Here is a 17385-nt window from a genome sequence, read left to right as displayed (position 1 = left end):
CTTTTGAAATTGCACTTCTACCAGATAAAAGGGCAAATTTTCCAGATTATCGAGCGGCAAAAATAAACCATCCAATCGAAAAGCTAGTTGTTTGACTTCTTGGGAAGTAAATCGATAATTGCTAACCATAGCATCGGGTCGCTCAATTAATTCAAAGAACGAATCGGGAAAATCGAGAAACATTCGATAGAATATGCTGTCAGTTTTCATGCTGCCACAAAATTGCCTGTAATTTCCGCTTAATCCGCCAACAAAAGAGAATTAACCTATGATCATCCCATCGTTTCTGCAACCCGGTGCTAAAGTTTCTCTGGTGGCCACCAGTGGCACCGTCAAGGAATTAGCCGCCCTAGAAAAAGGCGTAGAAATCTGGCGATCGAGGGGTTATCAAGTGGAATTTAGCGAGAATTGGGCCAATCGTCTCGGTTATCTCGCCGGTAGCGACGAGCAACGTCGTCAAGCTTTAGCCCAAGCATGGCAAGATCCCGATTGTCAAGCAATTCTCTGCGCGAGGGGGGGTTACGGTAGCGCTCGCCTCTTAGAAAATTGGACATGGGCAAAAACTAACCCAAAATGGTTAATCGGTTTTTCCGACGTGACGGGGATTTTATGGAGTTTAGCGAAACAGGGCATCTGTAGCGTTCACGGTCCAGTTTTAACCACCTTAGCCCAAGAAAGTCCCCAATCAATTGATCGTCTCTTTTCTCTCCTAGAAGGTCGTCCTTTAGCCCCTCTTATCGGTCAAGGTTGGGGTGGGGGAAAAGTGCGGGGACGCTTATTACCGGCTAATTTAACCGTAGCCACCCATCTCCTCGCAACCTCGGTTCAACCCACCCTAGAGGGGGTAATTTTAGCCCTAGAGGACGTAACCGAGGCCCCCTACCGAATTGATCGAATGTTAACTCAGTGGCGAATGCTGGGCATTTTCTCCCAAATTAAAGGCATTGCTCTCGGTCGTTTTAGCCGTTGTCTGGCGGCCTCCGGCAGTGATAGTCAAACCGTAGAGGAAGTCTTAAAAGAGCGTTTGGGCGATTTGGGCATTGCGGTTATTGCTGAGTTACCTTTCGGTCATGATGGCGATAATGCCGCTTTACCTGTGGGAACAATGGTAGAACTGGACGGGGATCGGGGAATCTTAGAATTTTTCTATCCCCAATGATCCACTTTTTTGATAGTATCTTAGAGAAGTGTTAACAAATGTAACAAAAAATTAATTATAGATGAAAGTATTAGTTGTCGGTGCGACAGGAACCCTAGGGCGACAGATCGTGCGTCATGCCATCGATCAGGGACATCAAGTGCGTTGTTTGGTACGCAGTCAGAGAAAAGCGGCTTTTTTGAAGGAATGGGGCGCGGAATTAGTCGGGGGAACCCTGCGGGATAAAAGTACGATTATTACTGCTTTAGAGGGAATGGACGCGGTGATCGATGCCGCTACTGCCCGGGCGACGGACTCAGCCAGCATTAAACAGGTGGATTGGGATGGTAAAGTTAATCTGATTCAAGCGGCCAAAACTGCCGGAGTTGATCGCTTTATTTTCTTCTCGATTCTCAATGCCGAAAAATATCCCAACGTGCCTTTGATGGAGATAAAACGCTGTACCGAGAAATTTCTAGCAGAATCGGGTTTAAAATATACAATTCTCCGTCCCTGTGGCTTCATGCAGGGGTTAATCGGTCAATACGCCATCCCGATGTTAGATAATCAAACGGTCTGGATCACGGGGGAAAGTACGGCGATCGCCTACATGGACACCCAAGATATCGCTAAATTCGCCGTTCGCGCTTTAGAAGTCCCCGAAACCGTCGGCCAATCCTATCCCGTAGTCGGCAGCAAAGCTTGGAAAGCTGAAGAAATTATCGAAGTTTGCGAGCGCCTATCGGGTAAAGAGGGGAAAATTTGGCGTTTACCCATGGGATTACTGCGTTTTATGCGAGGAATAAGCCGTTGTTTCCAATGGACCTATAATATATCTGACCGACTAGCTTTTGCGGAAGTTCTCGCTAGTGATCAAGCTCTTGATGCTCCAATGAAAGAAGTTTATCAAGTATTTGGCCTTGATCCGAGTCAAACAACTACTTTAGAATCCTATTTACAAGAATACTTTAGCCGCATTCTCAAGAAGCTCAAGGAAATCGACTTCGAGAAACAAAAAGCTCAGAAGAAGAAGAAAACTCCTTTCAAAAAGAAAGCGTGATTCAGCAGTAGGAAAATTTGTCAATGCCCAAAATCGGCATTATTTACAACGATATTAAGCCTATCGCTTGTAAAACAGCCCATCAGATACAAGATCAGCTACTTTCCCTAGGTTGGCAGGTGTTTATGGCTACCGGCAGCGGTGGCCTGCTAGGCCATTCTAAACCCTCTCGTCCGGTTTGTTTTACCCCGATCGATCAGTTAGTCCCCCCCCACTTCGAGCAAGATTTAAGTTTTGCGATCGTTTTGGGGGGCGATGGTACAGTCCTATCGGCAGCCCGGCAGTTGGCCACCCTCAATTTGCCCCTGTTAACGGTCAATACGGGACACATGGGCTTTTTGACCGAAATTTACCTAAATCAGCTTGAACCTGCCTTAGAGCAGGTTTTAGAGGGGAACTACACCATCGAAAATCGCTCGATGATCACGGTGCGACTGTTTCGCGAAGATACCCTCCTCTGGGAGGCACTTTCTCTCAATGAGGTGGTCGTCCACCGGGAACCCCTCACCAGTATGTGTCATTTTGAGATTCAAATTGGTGAACACGCACCCGTCGATATCGCTGCCGATGGGGTGATTCTCTCCACTCCCACCGGTTCTACTGCCTATGCTCTCAGCGCTGGCGGCCCGGTAATAACTCCCGATGTGCCAGTATTACAATTAGCTCCCATTTGTCCCCATTCTTTAGCTTCCAGATCCTTGGTATTTTCTGACAAGGAAACTGTGAATATTTTTCCAGCAACTGCTAACCGGATGGTGATGGTAGTGGACGGTAATGGCGGTTCTTATATCTTGCCAGAAGATCGAATTAATGTGCAGAAATCGCCCCACCAAGTCCATTTTATTCGTCTGCAATCTACGGAATTCTTCCGCATCCTCCGGGAAAAATTGGGTTGGGGTTTGCCTCATATTGCTAAACCAACTTCGGTGGAATTACCTTAATCAGTTATCAGTTATCAGTTATCAGATGTGAGCTTTCAGTTCATTGATTGCTGGTTACTGTTTACTGATAGCTGAATTTATGCTCTCTTTTCGTGCCAAGATAGCTTTTTATTTAGAGGATGTCACCACGGCGATCGGACTGACAGTAAATCTGCTTATCTTGGCATTAATTTTACTCTCTTTGGGGATTTATGTGGCTCAAACCTATCCCTTATCCGCCACTTGGCAAATGTGGTTACGTCAGCTTGATTGGGGAATTTTAAGCTTATTTTCCCTAGAGTATTTAATTCGGTTTTGGTGTGCGGAATCAAAACTAGGCTTTGTTTTTAATATTTTTTCCATCCTAGATTTATTGTCAATTCTGCCCCTATTTTTTGGTTTTTTTGATATTAGGTTTTTTAGAATTTTTCGCTGGTTTAGAATTTTGCGAGTGATTCGTTTTTTTGGTTCCGATCTCTCTATTTTTCGGATTAAAACTTCTGATCAGATAGTATTTACTCGCATATTACTAACTCTATTTTCGATTATTTTTGTCTATGCGGGTTTAATTTATCAGATCGAACACCCGATTAATCCTCAAGTCTATCGGACATTTTTTGATGCTTTTTACTTCGCCGTTGTGACTATGACTACCGTGGGATTTGGGGATGTGACTCCCCTATCTGATAATGGTAAAATGCTGACAGTTTTAATGATTTTAACGGGAGTTTTGTTAATTCCCTTGCAAATTAGCGATCTGACTAAACAAACATTAAAATCTGGCACTCAAATTGATTATCCTTGTCCAGATTGTGGTTTACCCCGTCACGATATAGATGCCAATTTTTGTAAAAACTGTGGCGCAAAACTCTTAAAAAAACCTGATTGAGAGTAATTCTGGCCAAAGGGAGGGTGGGGAGATGAGGAAGTGGGGTGTGGGTAATTATGAATTATGAATTATGAATTGGGAAGTGGAGCATTTGGCTGAAATTTCCCCAAACCCCTAAACCCCTAAATCCCTATCACCCTATCTCCCGACTCGGAGTCTCGGAGTCTCGGAGTCTCCCGACGACCGACGGAATCATCACAATTTACAATTGCTTAATAATTGTTGCCACTGCCGTGATAATATGTCTTGTGGCTCACCTGAGCGTCATAGCTCGGAAAGCAATCCAGATATTGAGATTAGTCTATCGCTGATTTAGGTGTACCTTGTCTGACCCATCGATCGAATCTCCCCCAACCCCAGAAACCAACCCGCCGTCAGATCCGATGCGGGAATACTATCAACTACAAAACACCTTATTGATCACCACCCTGATCTTAAGCGGTCTGATCTTTATACCCGTGTGGCTGTTTTATTCCCTCAATACCGCCCTTAATTACCTATTAGGGGCAATGGTGGGAGTTGTTTACCTAAAACTCCTCGCCGGGGAAGTGGAAAAATTGGGGGTAACGAAAAATCGCGTGGGAAAAAAAGGATTAGCCCTATTCGCCGGATTAATCATCATCGCCAGTCGTTGGCAAGAACTGCACATAGTGCCAGTTTTTTTGGGGTTTTTGACCTATAAAGGGGCGATCATCGTCTATACCCTGCAAACCATCTTCAAGCTGGAGCAGAAAGGCGATTCCTAAACCCTTTGACCGTTAAAAATAACCCTGATTTGCGAACCCGAATCTCTCTAAGGTAGAAATGTTAGACAGTTTAAGTGTGCTTAATTTTTATAGCCTCGCTTCCCTGGAAGTGGGACAACACTGGTACTGGCACATCGGCGGACTAAAAATTCACGGGCAAGTGATCGCGGTCTCCTGGATCGTCTTCGCTATCTTAATCATCGCCTCGATCGCCGCTACCCGCAAAATCCAGAAAGTCCCTAGCGGTATTCAAAACCTTATGGAGTACGTTCTGGAATTTCTGCGCGATTTAGCCAAAAACCAGCTAGGAGAAAAGGAATATCGACCCTGGTTGCCCTTCATCGGCACCCTATTTTTATTTATTTTCGTTTCTAACTGGTTAGGGGCCTTGATTCCTTGGAAGTTAATCGAACTGCCCGAAGGAGAATTAGCCGCCCCCACTAACGACATCAATACCACGGTGGCGTTAGCCCTACTGACTTCCCTCGCTTACTTCTACGCGGGCATCAGTAAAAAAGGACTCGGTTACTTCGCTCACTACCTAGAGCCGATTCCCGTGCTATTACCGATCAAAATTTTAGAAGACTTTACCAAACCCCTCTCCCTCAGCTTCCGTCTTTTCGGAAACATCCTCGCGGACGAGTTGGTAGTAGCCGTATTAGTCTTCCTCGTCCCCCTAGTCGTACCCCTCCCCCTGATGGCTCTCGGTTTATTTACCAGCGCTATCCAGGCCCTTGTCTTCGCTACCCTTGCCGGGGCCTATATCCATGAGGCACTGGAATCGGAACACGAAGAAGAACACGCTTAAAAGCGAGAGACGAAAACAGAAAAATTTCTTAGGGAAAAGTGTCCAAATAATAGGATAATAACTAAGAAATTATTGGTCGAATTCAGGATGAGCAACTGAATTCCAGGATCGTTCTTTCCCAAAAACTCTTTCGGGAGTTTTGAGCAGAAAACCAGCCATTTTTTACGGCTGAGAACGCGCTCTGTAAACAACAGATTGAAATTGATTAGTAAATAGAGGAAAAAATCACCATGAACCCCACAGTAGCTGCCGCTTCCGTTATCGCCGCCGCCCTCGCCGTTGGTTTAGCCGCTATCGGCCCCGGCGTTGGTCAAGGTACCGCTTCTGGAGAAGCTGTTTCCGGTATCGCCCGTCAACCCGAAGCTGAAGGAAGAATTCGTGGTACCCTTCTCCTCAGCTTGGCATTCATGGAATCCTTAACCATCTACGGTTTGGTTATCGCTCTCGTTTTACTGTTCGCTAACCCCTTCGCCTAATTAAAAAAGCAGTGGGCTATCAGCCCCCAGTCCCCAGCTTGGCGGGCGAGTTTTCAAAACTCTAAAAAAACACGGAAGGCTGATAGCTAATTAAGGGAATTTTGCTGATCCCCCCTGACTGTTCATTGTTAAATCAGGGGGATCGTCTTCCTTTTTTGAACCTGCCTATAGCTTCTATTTATCAGGAATAAATCAATGTTTGATTTCGATGCCACCCTGCCAGTGATGGCACTACAGTTTATTCTTTTGGCAGTGATCCTGAACGCCGTTTTTTATAAACCCCTCAGTAAAGTTTTAGATGAACGGGCGGAGTATATTCGGCAAACGGAAGGCGGAGCCAAAGAACAACTAGCCAAAACCGAAGCACTGGTACAAGAGTACGAATTGCAATTAAGTTCGGCTCGTAAACAATCCCAAGAGATTATCGCCCAAGCGCAAGCCGAGGCCCAAAAACTAGCCAGCGAACGAGTTGCCGCAGCCCAAAAAGAAGCGATCTCCCGTAAGGAAGCCGTCGCCGCCGAAATTGCCCAACAGAAAGAAGAAGCCTTTCGTTCTCTAGAAGGACAAGTGGCCTCTCTTTCCCGTCAAATTCTCGAAAAACTCCTCGGCCCCGAACTCGTTCGCTAAACCCCTGGTTAATAACAGTGATCAGTAAAAAGATAGAACTCAGTCGTCAGGAGTTAGTCCCGATGCCAAAGTTAGCACCGCCAAGCATGAAAGTAGTACCCACTTCCCACTTCCGTTCGGCTGAGCGTTCGACAAAAGCTCGCGCGGCTCGACTGATCTGGCCGAACGTCCGAAGTCTCACGGCCGAAGCCCACTTTCAAGTTAGAAGACTGATAACTGATAACTGATAACTGATAACTGAACAACCTACTCCCCGCCCTCAATAATCATGATCATCGACACAATTTTATTATTAGCCACGGAGGCGAAGGAAGCGGCAGCAGAGGGATTCGGCATCAACACCGATATCTTAGGAACTAACCTATTTAACCTCTCGATTCTGCTCGGTTTAGTCATCTTCTACGGCCGCAAAGTTCTCGGACAAATCCTCGGAGAACGTCAGTCGAAGATTGCTGAAGCTTTAGCCGAAGCTGAAAACCGGAAAAATATTGCCGCTACCGCCCTCGCCGAAGAACAGAAAAAACTCGCCCTGGCAAAACAAGAGGCGGAAAAAATTATCGATAACTCTCGATCTAGAGCTAAAGCTGTCACCGCCGACATCGCCGCCCAAGCCGAACTCGATATTCAAAGAATGCGCGAAAGTGCCGCTAAAGATCTCTCGGCGGAACAGGATCGCGTTTTAGTAGAATTACGCCAAAGAATTACCGCTTTAGCCTTAGCTAACGTGGAATCCCAATTAAGCGCCGGCCTGGAAGAATCGGTACAACAAACCCTAATTGATCGCAGTTTGGCCAACCTAGGAGGTAAATAGATGCAGGGAAGTTTAATCAGTTCAGAAATTGCCGAACCCTACGCCCAAGCATTACTTTCCGTCGCCCAAAGCAGCGGACAATTAGAAGCGATCGGCGGCGAAATTAAATCCCTCTTAGAATTGTTGGAAAATGCTCCCGATCTAAGAGCTTTTATCGGCAATCCCGTGATCAAAGAAGAAGCTAAAAAAGCCGTTCTTTCCCAAGTAATGGGGAGCAGTGCCAATCCCTATTTAACTAACTTCATGATGTTATTAGTCGATAAACGTCGGATTCAATTTTTAGAACCCGTTTGTCAACAATATCTCACCTTGGCCAGAGTGCTGACTAACACCGTTTTAGCGGAAGTTTCCTCGGCCACCGAATTGAACGATAGCCAAAAACAAATCGTCATCGACAAAGTGAAAACCCTGACCAGGGCGAACGTGGTCGAACTGAAAACCAAAGTTGATGGCAGCCTCATCGGTGGTGTGGTGATCAAAGTCGGTTCTCAGGTCTTTGATGCCAGCATTCGCGGTCAACTACAACGCCTCAGCCTCTCCCTGCGCTAAGGTCATCTAATCTCCCTTTTTTGCCGTTTTTTCACCTTCTAATTTTTTACTTTTTCCCAGATTAAACTATGGTAGCTATCAGACCCGACGAAATTAGCACGATTATTCGTCAACAGATCGAATCCTATAACCAAGAAGTACAGGTCTCCAACGTGGGAACCGTCCTACAAGTAGGTGACGGTACTGCCCGCATCTACGGCCTACAACAGGCCATGTCGGGAGAACTATTAGAATTTGAAGATGGAACCGTCGGCATCGCCCTTAACCTCGAAGAAGATAACGTCGGCGCGGTGTTAATGGGTGACGGTTTCGGGATTAAAGAAGGCGGTACGGTGAAAGCTACCGGTAAAATCGCTCAGGTTCCCGTGGGTGAAGCCTTAGTCGGCCGCGTGGTTGATGCCCTCGGTCGTCCCATCGACGGTAAAGGAGACATACTCGCCAGCGAAACCCGTCTGGTGGAATCCCCCGCCCCCGGTATTGTCGCTCGCAAATCCGTCTGTGAACCGATGCAAACCGGCATTACCGCTATCGATGCCATGATTCCCGTCGGTCGTGGTCAACGGGAGTTAATTATCGGTGACAGAAAAACTGGGAAAACAGCGATCGCCATTGACACAATCATTAACCAGAAAAGCGAAGACGTGATCTGTGTCTATGTCGCCATCGGTCAAAAAGCCTCCACCGTCGCCCAAGTAATCGACACCCTCACCCAAAGAGGCGCCATGGATTACACCGTGGTGGTGGCCGCTAACGCTAACGACCCCGCCACCCTCCAGTATATCGCCCCCTACACCGGAGCTTCGATCGCCGAATACTTCATGTATAAAGGCAAAGCAACCCTAGTTATCTACGATGACCTCACCAAACAGGCTCAAGCTTATCGTCAGCTATCTCTGCTCATGCGTCGTCCTCCCGGTCGTGAAGCTTACCCCGGCGACGTTTTCTATCTCCACTCCCGTTTACTAGAGCGTGCCGCTAAACTCAGCGATGCCCTCGGTGGTGGTAGCATGACCGCCCTGCCGATTATTGAAACCCAAGCCGGTGACGTTTCCGCCTACATTCCCACCAATGTAATCTCGATTACTGACGGTCAGATATTCCTCTCCACCGACCTCTTTAACGCTGGTTTCCGTCCCGCTATTAACGCTGGTATTTCCGTATCCCGCGTGGGTTCGGCGGCCCAAACTAAAGCGATGAAGAAAGTTGCCGGTAAATTAAAACTGGAATTAGCCCAGTTTGACGAATTAGAAGCTTTTGCTCAATTCGCTTCTGACCTTGATGCGGCCACCCAATCACAACTGGCTCGCGGTCAACGTCTGCGTCAAATCCTGAAACAGCCCCAAAACTTCCCCCTCTCCGTTTGGGAACAGGTGGCGGTGGTTTATGCCGGTTTAAATGGTTATCTCGACGATATCGCCACCGATAAAGTTATCGATTTCTGCGCCGGTTTACGCGAATACCTGAAAACCAGCAAACCTCGCTACGTTGAGATCGTCAGCACTGAAAAACAACTCAACGACGAAGCAGAAGGCCTGCTCAAAGATGGCATCAACGAGTACAAACAGGCTTTCAAGTAAACTTCTGTGAGCTTTAAGCTGTCAGCCTTTTCAGTTATCAGTGATCAGTAAACAGTGACCAGTAAACAGTGAAAAGATGGCCAGAAACTGCTATTTAGTACTGCTCACTTAACACATACTGCTCACTTAAAACTCCAATCTGATAACTGATGACTGATGACTGATAACTGATAACTGATAACTGATAACTGAATTATGCCTAATCTCAAAGCGATTCGCGACCAAATTCAATCGGTCAAAAATACCAAAAAAATTACCGAGGCCATGCGTCTGGTGGCGGCCGCCAAAGTGCGCCGCGCTCAAGAACAAGTTCTCTGTACCCGTCCTTTTGCCGATGCCCTCGCTCAGGTACTTTATAATCTCCAAGGTCGTTTAGCCTTTAGTGATGTTAATTTACCCCTACTGGCCCAACGGGAAGTAAAAACCGTGGCTCTGTTAGTAGTCACAGGCGATCGAGGTCTTTGTGGCGGTTATAATACTAACGTCATCCGTCGTGCCGAACAACGGATGAATGAATTAAAAGAGCAAGGGATTAACTATCAATTAGTGGTTGCCGGCCGAAAAGCGGCACAATATTTCGAGCGCCGCAATGCTCCCATTGCCGCTAAATTTATTAACCTCGAACAGATTCCCACTGCCGATGAAGCTGGCACGATTGGGGATGAATTGCTTTCCTTATTTTTATCGGAAACAGTCGATCGCGTCGAGTTAATTTATACTCGTTTTATCTCCCTGATCAGTGCCACTCCGGTGATTCAAACCCTGTTACCTTTAACTACTCAAGGTTTAGCGGTACAGGATGACGAGATTTTCCGTTTGGTGACTAAAGAGGGAAAATTTAAGGTACAACGGGAAAAAATGGCCAGCCAACCAGCGCAGGTTTTTCCCCAAGACATGATTTTTGAGCAGAATCCCGTCCAAATCCTCGATTCTCTGCTGCCTTTGTACTTAAATAACCAATTACTGCGCGCCCTCCAGGAATCGGCAGCTAGTGAATTGGCAGCCCGGATGACAGCGATGAGTAACGCCAGCGAGAACGCCAGCGAGTTAATTGGCACTTTAAGCCGTACCTACAACAAAGCGCGTCAAGCCGCTATTACCCAAGAATTGTTAGAAGTAGTAGCGGGAGCCAATGCTCTCTAGGTTTAAGCCAGTTTTTCTTTTAATTATCAGTAGGAGTGATTATTTTCACTCCTTTTTTTTATAGTAGCTGGCGTAAAATCCCACACCCTGCCCCACGAAAAACCTTTTCGGCAAACCCCAGATAGCCGTGGTTTAGACTTCTCTGGCCCGAATTAGGTTCAAATAGAGTCAGGGCAATCCCTTTTCTGATATCTTCTGGCCCCTTGAAAAGCCCCATCTCATCCTGTATTGTAAGTCAGCGTGAGAACTATAAATGTCAATCGATTAAGCTAAATCTTAAACTATAATCCTTAAACTATAATCATTACCCGATCGCCCGGTATTGGAGGGACAAAAAAACTCGTGAGTATAACTGATTTAATCCAAAAAGGCGGAGTGGCCATGTGGCCGCTGCTTTTTCTGTCTATTTTAGCTCTTAGCACTATTATCGAACGAATTTGGTTTTGGAGTCGCACCCTCCTGAGTGAGGGCCAGATTTTAAATCGCATTATGGAATCCGCCATCCGTAACTGGGATTTGGCAGCAAAAGTCGCTAGGGATTCCCGCAATCACCCCATCGGTAGCTATCTTTATGCTCCCCTGCGCTTAGAAAATCCAGATCCAGAGGTTTTTCACTTTGCCCTCGAATCGGCTGCCGATGAACAATTATCGCTAATGAAACGGGGCGATAAAATCCTTGAGGCAGTCATCGCCCTTTCTCCCCTGCTAGGATTATTAGGAACGGTACTCGGTTTAATTACCTCTTTGGCTAATATTCAACTGAGTGACCTGGGAACTTCCTCCACAGCCGGAGTAACTTTAGGTATTAGTGAAGCTTTAATTTCCACCGCTACCGGCTTAATTGTCGCTATCTTTAGCCTCGCTTTCTATCGTATTTTTCAGGGACTCTGGTTCAATCAAGCTAGAATTTTTCGCAAGGCTGGCAGTGATTTAGAAATTATCTACCGTCAACGTTGGTTAGATAGAGAAGACCAACAATACTCCCTCAGTGCTAACCTAGAAAAACCCCTCGATCGCTAAGTCTCCCCCCTATAACCCATGGCCGAAACTAAATCTCTTAACCACAAAAAGCCCAAAAGTAGCCATATTACGGCTCGTCCCCTGAAATTATGGCATGATCAACACCGCATTCAAGAGGATGTGCAGGTTAATATCATTCCCTTGATCGATGTAATTTTCTGTATTCTCACCTTCTTTATTCTCGGTGCAGTGGGATTATCTCGCCAACAGGCCATCAGCCTCGATTTACCGAAAGCTAGTACCGCCACCACCCCGATGCGGGAAATGTTGGTGGTTAGTCTCGATGATTTCGGACAACTCTACGTCGAAAAGCAGATGGTGACTCGTCCCCAGTTATTCGAGGCAATCAAGAATTATCATCAATATAGTCCCAATGGACTGATGGTACTGAATGCCTCCAGAAATGCCAGTTATAACGAAGTGGTAGGGGTTTTAGACCTGCTGCGACAGGTGGGCGGCGATCGCGTGGCTTTAGCGACTCTATCGGGGGAGGCTAACAATCCCACCCTGGAAAATAGCAATCCTTTGCCCAATTTGCCGACTAATCCCACCTCACCCGGTTTACCCAATCCTCTGGGCAGAAATTAACTAGGAATGGATGCGATAGGTGAGTAATTGTTCTTCGAGAGCAGCAATACGATTGTAAGCCGCCGTCAATTGTGCCGTCAATCGGCGAATTTGGATTTCATCGGCAAAAGAATTATCGCCATTGACAGCCGGGGCCTGTTTGCCACCGTGATCCCGGAGAATATCTTTATGATCGTAGAGGCTATTATCGGATAACTCGGAAAAACCGACCATGTCCAGGGATTCTCGCAGGGAATGACTCGATTTATCCTTGGCTAGGATAGCAATTTGCTGGCCGAGGCTTTCGACAATATCCTGTAGACGATCGACTTTCCGATCAAGACTGATAATCTGTTGTTGTAGTCCATTCATGTAATTACCTAGGGATTAAGGAGGTTTCCCCTCTATGCTAGGCTCTAGAAGAGATGGACTATAACAATTTATGATTGATTTAACGATCCCTTTACTGCCCTTAACTAATCTTAATATATTGCCAGAGTCAACCGGCTGCACCCGATAGTACTTCTATTAGAAATTAAGGTAAGCTGTTGAGCAGTAAGCCTCGATTTTAAGGAGCTAATTATGTTTAAAAATTGGTCTTTCGACGATTGGATGAATCATATTCTTTTTCTGGCTACAATTGTGGCTTTGCTGACGATTTGGCTGGGTAGATAAATAAAAACTATTTTTCTTTCCTGGTTTACCGAAAATTTGGGTTTCAGGTTCCCCGTCCATTTCACGGCAGGGAGTGTCAAAATAAGAAACAAAACCCTCAGCGATCGATATGACTGACTCAAGCCCAAAAATTTGTATTCTCGGTGGTGGTTTTGGTGGACTCTATACTGCTTTACGTTTGAGTCAATTGCCTTGGACCGATCAACACACCCCCCAAATTACCTTAATTGATAAAAACGATCGCTTTTTATTTTCTCCCCTTCTCTACGAATTAGTCACCTCAGAACTGCAATCCTGGGAAATAGCTCCCCCTTTCAGCGAATTGCTCGCTAATACCCCCGTTGACTTCCAACAGGGAACCGTCACGGCGATCGATGTTAATAATCATAAAATAACCCTTGACAATCAAAACGATATATGCTACGACCGCCTCGTGATCGCCCTCGGTGGTCAATCTTCCCTTGACTTCCTACCCGGGGCCAGAACCCACGCTATCCCCTTTCGTAGTCTAGAGGATGCCTATCGTCTTCGGGATCGACTCAAAACCCTAGAACAATCCGATCGCGATAAAATCCGGGTCGCCATTATCGGGGGCGGTTATAGCGGCGTAGAATTAGCCTGTAAGCTGGCTGATCGCCTCGGAGAAAGGGGAAGAATTCGTCTGATCGAAAGAAATAGCGATATACTTGGCCCTTCAAACCAATTTAACCGCGACACCGCCAAAAAAGCCCTAGAAAAACGTCTAGTTTGGTTAGACCTAGAAACCACCGTCGCCGACATCCAAGCGGATCGCCTCTCCCTTGACTACAAAGGACAGATCGACAATATCCCCGTTGATCTAATTCTCTGGACCGTTAGTCCGATCGCCTCCCCACTGCTCGCTAATTTGCCCATAGCACATAATGAGCGCAAATTACTAAAAGTTAATCAATATTTACAAACTGTCGAAAACCCCAGCATCTACGCGATCGGCGATGCGGCCGATGGTCGCGACCAAGAGGATAAACCATACGCTGCCACGGCCCAAGTGGCCCTTCAACAGTCCGACTACTGCGCTTGGAATATTTGGGCGAGTTTCCACGATAAACCGGCTTTACCCTTCCGTTATCAACCTTTAGGCGAAATGTTGACCCTCGGAGTCGATGAAGCTACCATTAGCGGTTTAGGACTAGAATTAGCCGGTCCCCTTGCCCATCTTACCCGTCGCTTAGTCTATCTCTACCGTCTGCCCACCCTTAACCATCAAATCGCCGTAGCATTCAACTGGATTACCCAACCGCTTTTATCCCTCATTTCTGAGTAGCGAGTTCAGATATTCCTCCACTAATAAACTATCTCGATCGGTCAATTCCTGACCATCGAGACGATTTAAAAGCATTACTGCACCAAATAACTGATTATTAACCCTAATTGGCACAGCTAAAGCCGTTTTTATCCCCAAAGCCACCGCTATATCCTGACGAATGCGATTATCTCCTAGGGTTTGTTCCACCACCACCGGACAACTATCCCGGTAAACCACCGTACACAATCCCGACGTGGCAATATCACCCCTTTTGCCCACAATTGCCTGGCTGTTTTTACCCGCACCCGCGCGATAATCAATACTATCACCGTCAAATTCGGCAATGATAACCGTTTCTGTTGGAATTAAACCTAAAATTTCTTCAGCAATGCGATCAAGATTAGTTAATTTTTCCATAATGGGTTAGGGGTTGAGGAAATGGGGTGTTATACTCAAAAAAAGAGCAATTCATTAACTTTAGTCTATAGTTTGTGAACTCAAATGAAAGATAACACCCCCAGAGTAACAAGTCTCAAATCTTATCTTCAGCATTTGCCTCAAGATGCGTCTGAAGCGATCGTTAGCACCAACTTTGCACCTTACCTGATATCATATTTAGGATTTTCAACCACGGAGATAATCCCACAGTACGACACGGGAGGCGGTGGGATTACCGACTTTGCCACTCGGAGAAACCTAGAAAACGATATTTTTTTGCAGACAAAGAGTAATCCTTTTCTGCTAATAGAGTTAAAAGGTAGAGATATTAACCTAACTGAAAATAGTCCAAGTTATAAGGCAACTGTCAATCAGTTAAAGCGTCAGTTATTAGGGAATAACTGTAAAGCAGCCCAATGGGGAATTATCACTAACGGTTCACACATCCAGTTATTTAGAAAACATGGTAAAATCATTTTTCCTGCCACTACTTGCATAGCAATAACTCCTGAGAACATTGATGATACTATAGCTCTGATCAAGACAAAAATTGACAATACTCCCAAAGCACTAACGGTTACTGTTTACAATAATAAAGGCGGTGTAGGCAAAACCACCACAACCGTAAATCTTGCCGCTATTCTTGCCTTGTTAGGTAAAAAAGTTTTAGTTTTAGACTTTGATTTTAATCAAGGAGATTTAACTAGATCTCTCCTAAATATGAAACCAGAAGATGGACTACTAGAAAAGGCTTTAACTGACCGCAATATTGAACTAAAATCAGTGATTCGTCCCTATATTTTTAAGAATTCAAAACGACAAATTACCTTCGATGTCGTTCCTACTGAGCCTAAAATGGCAGAGTATTCGGAATTTGAGTATAATGCTAAAATGAAAATATATACTCTCCATAGAAAATTAGACTTAGCTAGATATGAATATGATTACATCTTTATAGATGCAGCTCCCAATTGGCGATTTACTAGCAAGCTGGCTGTTTATGCTGCCGATGTTGTCCTCTTACCCACAAAACATAACAGTTCATTCTCCCTTCATAATGCAGCCACTGCCATCAAGGAGTTTCTGCCGGAAATGCAAAAATCAAAAAAAGATGGGACTCCCATAGCCTTACCAATTTTTTTCAACGGTGAGAAGATTACTCAACCACAGTTACAGCTTGCCCAAAAAGAAATTAATCAAATACTAAAAAATGACAAAACCCTTGTACACTATTTTTATCCCAAATACACTCCTGCCAGTAAAAATTCACATATTCATCACCTGCCAGAATACGCTATTATAGCCAGTGCTGCTTTTGAGTGCGTGCCAGCCGTTTATAAAAATCGTTCCGCTTATGACTACTACCAAGACTTAGCAAAGGAGTATTTTTTACAATGATGGAATATACCGATATTGGTACTTTAAAGTATCTCTACTTAGATGAAATAGAAATTACCAATGGGACCGATGCTGATAGTTTTTTAATTGAAGTTACTGCCAAACTATTACAGCAGACAGGTGGACGCAATTGGCTGCCTGTAATCGTCAAAGAACTATCAGAGGATCGCTATGAAGTTATCGGCAACTCATTTGTTTATGCTGTGGCTGAAAGGGCTGGACTAGAAAGAATTTGGTGTATTATTGCCGATGGAACAGAAGATGCTAGGAATATATCCAGAGTTTTGGCAAGAGAGGAAACCCCAAAACTAAATCTGTCAACAGCTTCAAGAGAAGAAATTAAATCTGCTTTACAGTTCTTGATTGAACAACCGAATAGCCCCCTAAAAACAGTTAAATTAGCTACTGCTACTGCTAGGATTGATGAGGCTCCCCGTCAATTCTGGAAGAGTTTAGATTCAATTGTTGCCCTCAAGTGTGGAATTACAAAAGGGAAGGGATTAGATTTACTCAAAACTGTCTTTTATCTCACTCCTGAATCTCAACAAGATGCAGTGATTGAGGAATTTTCAGAAGAAACTCTCAAACTCAAGACTGTTTCCGAATTAAAGACTCTAGCCAAAGAAAAAGGAATCGTTGGTTTAAGCAAGATGAAGAAAGCAGAGCTAGTCAGAATATTAGCGCAATAAGAAAAAGGAGTATGAATTATGAATTATGAATTATGAATTATGAATTATCAATTGCTAGAAGATATTGAAAGTGAATTAAAATGGCAGCAAAGCCTTTCTAACGAAGATATGGAATTGGGAGCTTTTTCAACGTGAACCACTATCGAGTCATCCCGGGCTTGAGCATTGATTATGCTTGTGGAGTCCATCTGTTATCATCTTGGGTAGTTCTCTAAGGATTTAGTCCCTTTGACATCCTCGCCGCCGTAAAACGGACGGCGATTCCCAAACCTCACGATTTGGGTTTCTGCTTCTTTCCCGAAGGATTTTTCGCACCTGCCGCCCCAGTTTTACTCTGTTCTGGTCTTATGGTCGCTCTACAGACTGACACCGCAAGCCCTGCGGCCAAAATATTTTTACTGGCGTTAATATCTCGGTCATGGTGTGTCCCACAGTCTGGACAATCCCATTCTCGAACATTTAACGGCATTTTCTCGGCAATATACCCGCAATTACTACACCTTTTAGAGCTAGGAAACCATCTATCTATTTCGATGTAATTTCTCCCATACCAACGGCATTTATAGGCT

Annotated in this window: 22 protein-coding genes; 17 read left to right on the top strand and 5 right to left on the bottom strand. The window is 45.2% G+C overall.

Annotation, left to right across the window (positions count from 1 at the left end; genetic code table 11):
- On the bottom strand, positions 1–210 hold a 210-nt coding region (locus IM450_RS00890; RefSeq protein WP_287715633.1), incomplete at its 3' end, for a DUF2887 domain-containing protein.
- Between the two features lie 58 nt (positions 211–268).
- On the opposite strand from IM450_RS00890, the gene IM450_RS00885 reads away from it, so the two are divergent.
- The 8 genes from IM450_RS00885 to IM450_RS00850 all read left to right on the top strand — a co-directional run bounded on the left by IM450_RS00885 (position 269) and on the right by IM450_RS00850 (position 6664).
- Positions 269–1159: a S66 peptidase family protein gene (locus IM450_RS00885; RefSeq protein ID WP_287669241.1), complete on the top strand. Its 891-nt coding sequence runs from the start codon at positions 269–271 to the stop codon at positions 1157–1159.
- A gap of 61 nt (positions 1160–1220) precedes the next feature.
- Positions 1221–2198, top strand: a complete 978-nt coding sequence (locus IM450_RS00880) for an SDR family oxidoreductase (RefSeq protein WP_002800065.1) — start codon at positions 1221–1223, stop codon at positions 2196–2198.
- 23 nt (positions 2199–2221) lie between these two features.
- Positions 2222–3139: an NAD(+) kinase gene (locus IM450_RS00875; protein WP_002779855.1), complete on the top strand. Its 918-nt coding sequence runs from the start codon at positions 2222–2224 to the stop codon at positions 3137–3139.
- A 79-nt stretch (positions 3140–3218) separates the two neighbouring features.
- Entirely contained in the window at positions 3219–4007 is a 789-nt protein-coding gene (locus tag IM450_RS00870) for an ion transporter (RefSeq protein WP_002800066.1), read from the top strand.
- 383 nt (positions 4008–4390) lie between these two features.
- On the top strand, positions 4391–4753 hold the full coding sequence (locus tag IM450_RS00865) for an ATP synthase I (RefSeq protein ID WP_002784830.1): 363 nt from the start codon (positions 4391–4393) through the stop codon (positions 4751–4753).
- A gap of 58 nt (positions 4754–4811) precedes the next feature.
- Entirely contained in the window at positions 4812–5561 is a 750-nt protein-coding gene (gene atpB, locus IM450_RS00860) for a F0F1 ATP synthase subunit A (RefSeq protein WP_002739857.1), read from the top strand.
- Positions 5562–5791: 230 nt separating this feature from the next.
- Entirely contained in the window at positions 5792–6037 is a 246-nt protein-coding gene (gene atpE, locus IM450_RS00855; RefSeq protein WP_002740068.1) for an ATP synthase F0 subunit C, read from the top strand.
- A 195-nt stretch (positions 6038–6232) separates the two neighbouring features.
- Entirely contained in the window at positions 6233–6664 is a 432-nt protein-coding gene (locus tag IM450_RS00850; protein WP_002800068.1) for a F0F1 ATP synthase subunit B', read from the top strand.
- 46 nt (positions 6665–6710) lie between these two features.
- Here the strand turns inward: IM450_RS00850 and IM450_RS00845 are convergent, their stop codons facing one another.
- Positions 6711–6845 (bottom strand): hypothetical protein, encoded by a 135-nt coding sequence (locus tag IM450_RS00845; protein ID WP_287669237.1) that lies wholly within the window; start codon positions 6843–6845, stop codon positions 6711–6713.
- A gap of 87 nt (positions 6846–6932) precedes the next feature.
- Here IM450_RS00845 and IM450_RS00840 point away from each other — a divergent pair, with 87 nt between their 5' ends.
- The 6 genes from IM450_RS00840 (at position 6933) to IM450_RS00815 (ending at position 12352) form a co-directional block, all read left to right on the top strand.
- A complete protein-coding gene (locus IM450_RS00840; RefSeq protein WP_002800069.1) occupies positions 6933–7475 on the top strand; it encodes a F0F1 ATP synthase subunit B in 543 nt (180 codons plus the stop codon).
- The gene (atpH, locus tag IM450_RS00835; RefSeq protein WP_002800070.1) at positions 7476–8024 is read left to right on the top strand and encodes an ATP synthase F1 subunit delta; all 549 of its coding nucleotides are present in this window, start codon (positions 7476–7478) and stop codon (positions 8022–8024) included.
- Between the two features lie 68 nt (positions 8025–8092).
- Positions 8093–9601 (top strand): F0F1 ATP synthase subunit alpha, encoded by a 1509-nt coding sequence (atpA, locus tag IM450_RS00830; protein WP_002800072.1) that lies wholly within the window; start codon positions 8093–8095, stop codon positions 9599–9601.
- Positions 9602–9796: 195 nt separating this feature from the next.
- On the top strand, positions 9797–10744 hold the full coding sequence (locus IM450_RS00825; RefSeq protein ID WP_002800073.1) for a F0F1 ATP synthase subunit gamma: 948 nt from the start codon (positions 9797–9799) through the stop codon (positions 10742–10744).
- 381 nt (positions 10745–11125) lie between these two features.
- On the top strand, positions 11126–11764 hold the full coding sequence (locus IM450_RS00820) for a MotA/TolQ/ExbB proton channel family protein (RefSeq protein WP_287669244.1): 639 nt from the start codon (positions 11126–11128) through the stop codon (positions 11762–11764).
- Between the two features lie 18 nt (positions 11765–11782).
- A complete protein-coding gene (locus tag IM450_RS00815; RefSeq protein ID WP_002800076.1) occupies positions 11783–12352 on the top strand; it encodes an ExbD/TolR family protein in 570 nt (189 codons plus the stop codon).
- Here IM450_RS00815 and IM450_RS00810 read toward each other — a convergent pair whose 3' ends face one another.
- On the bottom strand, positions 12353–12703 hold the full coding sequence (locus tag IM450_RS00810) for a hypothetical protein (protein WP_287669232.1): 351 nt from the start codon (positions 12701–12703) through the stop codon (positions 12353–12355).
- 412 nt (positions 12704–13115) lie between these two features.
- On the opposite strand from IM450_RS00810, the gene IM450_RS00805 reads away from it, so the two are divergent.
- Positions 13116–14309: an NAD(P)/FAD-dependent oxidoreductase gene (locus IM450_RS00805; RefSeq protein ID WP_287669229.1), complete on the top strand. Its 1194-nt coding sequence runs from the start codon at positions 13116–13118 to the stop codon at positions 14307–14309.
- Here IM450_RS00805 and IM450_RS00800 read toward each other — a convergent pair.
- Positions 14289–14708, bottom strand: coding sequence for a GAF domain-containing protein (locus IM450_RS00800; RefSeq protein ID WP_287669227.1), 420 nt, complete (start codon positions 14706–14708; stop codon positions 14289–14291). The two genes, IM450_RS00805 and IM450_RS00800, sit on opposite strands and share 21 nt — an antisense overlap.
- 84 nt (positions 14709–14792) lie before the next feature.
- On the opposite strand from IM450_RS00800, the gene IM450_RS00795 reads away from it, so the two are divergent.
- Positions 14793–16127 (top strand): AAA family ATPase, encoded by a 1335-nt coding sequence (locus tag IM450_RS00795; RefSeq protein ID WP_287669224.1) that lies wholly within the window; start codon positions 14793–14795, stop codon positions 16125–16127.
- Positions 16124–16816 carry a Rho termination factor N-terminal domain-containing protein gene (locus IM450_RS00790; RefSeq protein WP_002800082.1) on the top strand — a complete coding sequence of 231 codons (693 nt, stop codon included), beginning with the start codon at positions 16124–16126 and terminating at the stop codon, positions 16814–16816. Before IM450_RS00795 ends, IM450_RS00790 begins: the two co-directional genes overlap by 4 nt.
- A gap of 271 nt (positions 16817–17087) precedes the next feature.
- On the opposite strand, the gene IM450_RS00785 is transcribed toward IM450_RS00790, so the two are convergent.
- On the bottom strand, positions 17088–17385 hold a 298-nt coding region (locus IM450_RS00785; protein ID WP_287669220.1), incomplete at its 5' end, for an RNA-guided endonuclease InsQ/TnpB family protein.

The sequence above is a fragment of the Microcystis sp. M083S1 genome (genome assembly GCF_020246405.1).
GTDB classification, from domain to species: domain Bacteria; phylum Cyanobacteriota; class Cyanobacteriia; order Cyanobacteriales; family Microcystaceae; genus Microcystis; species Microcystis aeruginosa_C.
Note: the sequence above shows the minus strand (reverse complement) of the source record. Positions and strands in the feature narration are given on the sequence as shown.